Origin of the sequence: Chitinophaga sp. (assembly GCF_036569125.1) — a bacterium.
Lineage (GTDB): Bacteria > Bacteroidota > Bacteroidia > Chitinophagales > Chitinophagaceae > Chitinophaga.
On the sequence record NZ_DATCRF010000546.1, the window covers coordinates 1 to 4,931 of the forward strand.

Genomic DNA, 4,931 nt, shown 5'->3' on the forward strand with positions numbered 1-4,931 from the left:
CCGGTGCAGAGCGCTGATATATCAGAACGTTTTTTACACGACATCCGCCAGACCATTTCAGAACTGATTGTAGATAATTTTTACGGCACCATGGGCCAGCTGGCACGGGAAAAGGGTTGCAGCTTTAGTGCGGAAAATGTAGCCCCTACCATGACCAGCGATGGCATGGCGCATTACAGCGCAGTGGATATTCCCATGGGTGAGTTCTGGTTACGGTCACCTACACACGACAAACCCAATGATATGCTGGATGCTATTTCCGGCGCGCATATCTATGGGAAACAGATCGTACAGGCAGAAGCTTTTACGGAATTACGCATGGCCTGGGATGAGCATCCTGCCATGTTAAAAGCCTTGCAGGATAAGCATTACGCCATGGGTGTGAACCGCCTGGTATATCACGTATTCACACATAATCCCTGGATGGACCGTGCACCGGGCATGACGCTGGATGGCGTAGGACTTTATTTTCAGCGGGATCAAACCTGGTGGAAACCGGGCCGCGCCTGGGTTACCTATGCCCAACGCTGCCAGGCCCTGTTACAGCAAGGCCGGCCGGTGGTGGATGTGGCAGTATTTACCGGTGAGGAAACACCCCGCCGTGCCATATTGCCGGACCGCTTAACCGCATTACCCGGTATTGTGGAAGATGGTTATGATTCTTTTAACCGTGATGCCCTGTTGCGTTTAATGGAAGTACACAATGGCCGTATTGAGCTGCCGGGTGGGGCCAGTTATGCGGCTTTAGTGTTACCCGGCCCGCATCCTATGTCGCCGGATGCAAAGATGATGTCGCCGGAAGTGGCTACCCGCTTGCAGGAGCTGGTGAAAGCAGGTGCTACAATACTTACTGCGGAGCATGCAGATCATGCGCCCGGCTTATCGGGTTTCCCTGCCAGTGATGATACGGTGCGCCGGATCATGCAAACATTGAAATTAAAAACCTGGCAGGAATGGCGTCTGGAAAGGGATGTGATCACACAGCCCGGCGTGGTATGGACCCACCGTCAGCTGCCGGATGCAGATGTTTATTTCATCTCTAATCAGCTGGATGCTACCCGTATCCTGGATGTTTCGCTTCGTATAGCCGGTAAGGTGCCAGAGCTATGGGATCCGGTAACCGGTAATATCCAAACAGCAAAAGAATGGGTTGTTGAAAAAGGGCGTACCCGTTTGCCTTTGCAGTTAGGCCCTTCAGGTTCCATATTCGTGGTGCTGCGTAAGCCCACCACTGAAAAACAACAGCATACCGGTCAGAACTGGGCGCAGCCGCAACCCCTGCAAACCCTTACTGGCAGCTGGCAGGTTGCCTTTAGTAAAAGAACAGGCGGCCCCGTAACATTCCCTGAGCTGCAGGATTGGAGCAAACACACAGATAGCACTATCCGCTATTACTCCGGCACTGCCGCCTATACGAAAACATTTAACTGGAACGCAACTACCGGCCGCATATGGCTGGATGTAGGAAAAGTAGCCAACATTGCAGAAGTTACGCTGAATGGCATACCCTGCGGTGTGGCCTGGACCGCGCCTTACCGTGTGGACATTACAAAAGCCCTGCGGCCAGGTAGTAACGAGCTAAAGATCGAAGTATCCAACACCTGGGCCAACCATTTGATCGGGGACCATAACCTGCCGGAAGCACAGCGTTCTACCCGCACTACAGCGCCTTACCGTTTAGAAGGAAGTCCGCTGTTGGAAGCTGGTTTGCTGGGGCCTGTAACAATAGTGAAAACAAATGAATGATAGGATGAAATACACGCTAACATATATACTGCTTTTAATTGGAACGATTGCCTGTGCGCAGAACAAACCGCAGGAGGTACCGGCCAGTGTAATGCAGAACGTATACGACCAGGTGAAAACGCCCTATAAATACGGGTTGGTAGTGGTACCGTCAGATGAAGCAAGAAAAATGGATTGCCCAAGCGTGTTCCGCAGGAACGATAAATGGTATATGACCTATATTGTTTTTGACGGCAGGGGCTATGAAACCTGGCTTTCCGGCAGTGACGACCTGCTGCACTGGAAAACAATGGGCAGGCTTATGTCTTTTTCTGATACTACGGATTGGGATAATAACCAGAAGGCAGGATACATAGCGCTGCAGGATCCACAATGGGGCGGCAGTTATGAATGGCAACCCTATGAAGGAAAATACTGGATGTCGTACATTGGCGGCAGCAACCGCGGATATGAACAAGGGCTGCTGTCAATTGGAACGGCATATACAAAGAAGAATCCTGCAAAAGCTCATGAGTGGCAGCGTTTGCCCAAACCTGTGCTGATGGCCACTGATGCAGATGTTCGCTGGTGGGAGAATAATACCTTATATAAAAGCACTGTATTATGGGATAAAACCAGCAGCATTGGTTACCCTTTTATAATGTATTACAATGCAAAAGGCGACAGCCTCAAACCCAAAAGGGGAAAAGAACGTATAGGCATGGCAGTATCTGACGACATGGTGCATTGGAAGCGTTATGAGAAAGAACCGGTGCTGAACCATCATGCCGGCATTACAGGCGATCCCTGGATCCAGCGCATGAATGATGTATGGGTGATGTTTTACTTCGGCGCTTTCTGGAAAGACCATCCCGGCGCCTTTAACCGCTTTGCCTGTTCCTATGACCTGGTACACTGGACCGACTGGACCGGTGATGACTTAATAAGATCTTCAGAACCCTTTGATGACCTTTTTGCGCATAAGTCCAGCGTAGTATTTTACAAAGGCGTGGTATATCATTTCTACTGTGCCGTAAATAAGGCCGATCAGCGGGGGATTGCCGTGGCTACGTCTGTGGATAAGGGAAAGAGTGAAGTACAGTTTGTGCCGTCCGTGAAAAAATGAAAGGCTCTCCGTAATTTTATATTGTACTTATGTTTAAGCACATGCGATTATTAACAGCTCTATTTTTACTGATAACTAGCTATACCCAGGCACAGGACAGCAGCCGCGCACAGCTATTTGATGCAGGCTGGCGTTTTCACCGTGGCGGGGCACAGGGCGCCGATGAACCGGATTTTGATGATGCTGAATGGCGTGTAATAGACCTGCCGCATGACTGGAGTATTGAAGACCTGCCCGGTACACAATCGCCCTTTAGCCCGGATGCCATTAGCCAGGTAAGCGGCGGCTTTACCACCGGCGGCACCGGCTGGTACCGCAAAACATTTACAATACCTGCTGCACAAAAAGGTAAGCGTTTACTCATACAGTTTGACGGCATTTATATGAATGCGGAGATCTGGCTCAATGGAAAAAAGCTGGGTAAGCACCCTTACGGATATACGTCTTTCTGGTACGATGTTACGGATCGTGTAAAATGGAATGAGAAAAATGTGCTGGCAGTAAAGGTCAGGAACGAAGGGGAGAACAGCCGCTGGTATGCCGGTTCAGGCATTTACCGCCACGTATGGCTGCAGGTGATGGACCCGGTACATGTAGCGCAGTGGGGCACTTCTATCACTACCCCACAGGTAAGCGCCACTACAGCTGATGTGCATGTAAGCACTAAGGTCCTGAATGAAGGGGCCAGTACTGCATCCATAAAACTGGTCACCCGCATTTTGAACGCAAAAGGAAAAGAAGTAGCCGTTACTAACAGCACGCAAAGCTTAAGCTCCAAAGATACTGTTACCTATAACCAGGATCTGGCAGTAGCCCGCCCTGAGCTATGGTCTGTTACCACGCCGGTATTGTACACCGCCGTAACATCCGTTTACCGCGATGGGCAATTAGTTGATCAGCTGCAAACTCCTTTCGGCATTCGCAGTATTACCGTCGATGCAATAAATGGTTTCCGTTTGAACGGGCAGCCGCTGAAATTAAAAGGCGGTTGTGTGCACCATGATAATGGCCCCTTAGGTGCAAAGGCTTACGACCGTGCAGAAGAACGTAAGGTAGAGATCCTAAAAGCCAGTGGGTATAACGCCATCCGTTGTGCGCATAACCCGCCTTCACCCGCTTTCCTGGATGCCTGCGACCGTTTAGGCATGCTGGTGATAGATGAAGCCTTTGATGCCTGGGAACAGGGTAAAAACCCGGAAGATTATCATCTCTACTTTAATGACTGGTGGAAGAAAGATATTGAGAGCATGGTGTACCGTGACCGCAACCACCCATCCATCATTATGTGGAGCACCGGTAATGAGATCCCCAACCGGGAAAAGCCGGAAGTAGTGAGTGTTGCCAAAATGCTCAGTGATCACATCCGCACGCTGGATACCACGCGGTTTATAACCTGCGGGGTGAACGGCGTAACGCCGGATAAAGATCCTTTCCTGGCAACGCTGGATATTTCCGGTTATAACTATGCGCGTGATAAATATGTAACCGACCATCAGCGTTTGCCCAACCGCGTTATGTTTGCCACGGAATCTCTGCCGCTGGAAGCATTTGATTACTGGATGGGTGTAACAGATCATCCCTGGGTGATCGGTGATTTTGTCTGGACTTCCTTCGATTATATAGGAGAAGCCAGCATTGGCTGGCTGGGTTACTGGCAGCGGCAGCACTTCTATCCATGGAACCTGGCCTATTGCGGCGACATAGATATCTGCGGCTGGAAACGCCCGCAATCCTATTACCGGGATGTGCTGTGGAAACCCAACCAGGTGTCGGTTTTTGTAAAGCCGCCGCAGCCTTCTTTTCCCACCAACCCAAATAAAATGGACTGGAGCCATTGGGAATGGCATGACGTGCTGGCAGACTGGAACTGGAAGGGTTATGAAAAGCAGCCGCTGGAAGTAGAAGTATATTCCTCCTGTGAACAGGTGGAGCTTTTCCTGAACAACCGTTCTTTAGGAAAGCAATCCACTAATCGCGATAATAAGTTCACCGCTACTTTCACAATTCCTTATGAAGCAGGTACGCTGGAAGCAGTAGGTTATAGCGGCAACAAAAAGGTAAACACTGCTGTATTGCGCAC

The 4,931-nt window shown here is 50.1% G+C and carries 3 protein-coding genes; all 3 read left to right on the forward strand.

The features are described 5' to 3' along the window. On the forward strand, positions 1-1,746 hold a 1,746-nt coding region (locus VIM87_RS20545; protein WP_331998819.1), incomplete at its 5' end, for a glycosyl hydrolase. A 4-nt stretch (positions 1,747-1,750) separates the two neighbouring features. Then, positions 1,751-2,851 carry a glycosylase gene (locus VIM87_RS20550; protein ID WP_331998820.1) on the forward strand — a complete coding sequence of 367 codons (1,101 nt, stop codon included), beginning with the start codon at positions 1,751-1,753 and terminating at the stop codon, positions 2,849-2,851. Positions 2,852-2,892: 41 nt separating this feature from the next. Beyond that, positions 2,893-4,931 (forward strand): glycoside hydrolase family 2 TIM barrel-domain containing protein (locus tag VIM87_RS20555; protein WP_331998821.1); only part of this gene is annotated, 2,039 nt, incomplete at its 3' end.

Bases quoted from the DNA above. Each gene is read 5' to 3' on its own strand.
- VIM87_RS20550 (WP_331998820.1), top strand. From the start codon at position 1,751: ATGAAATACACGCTAACATATATACTGCTTTTAATTGGAACGATTGCC.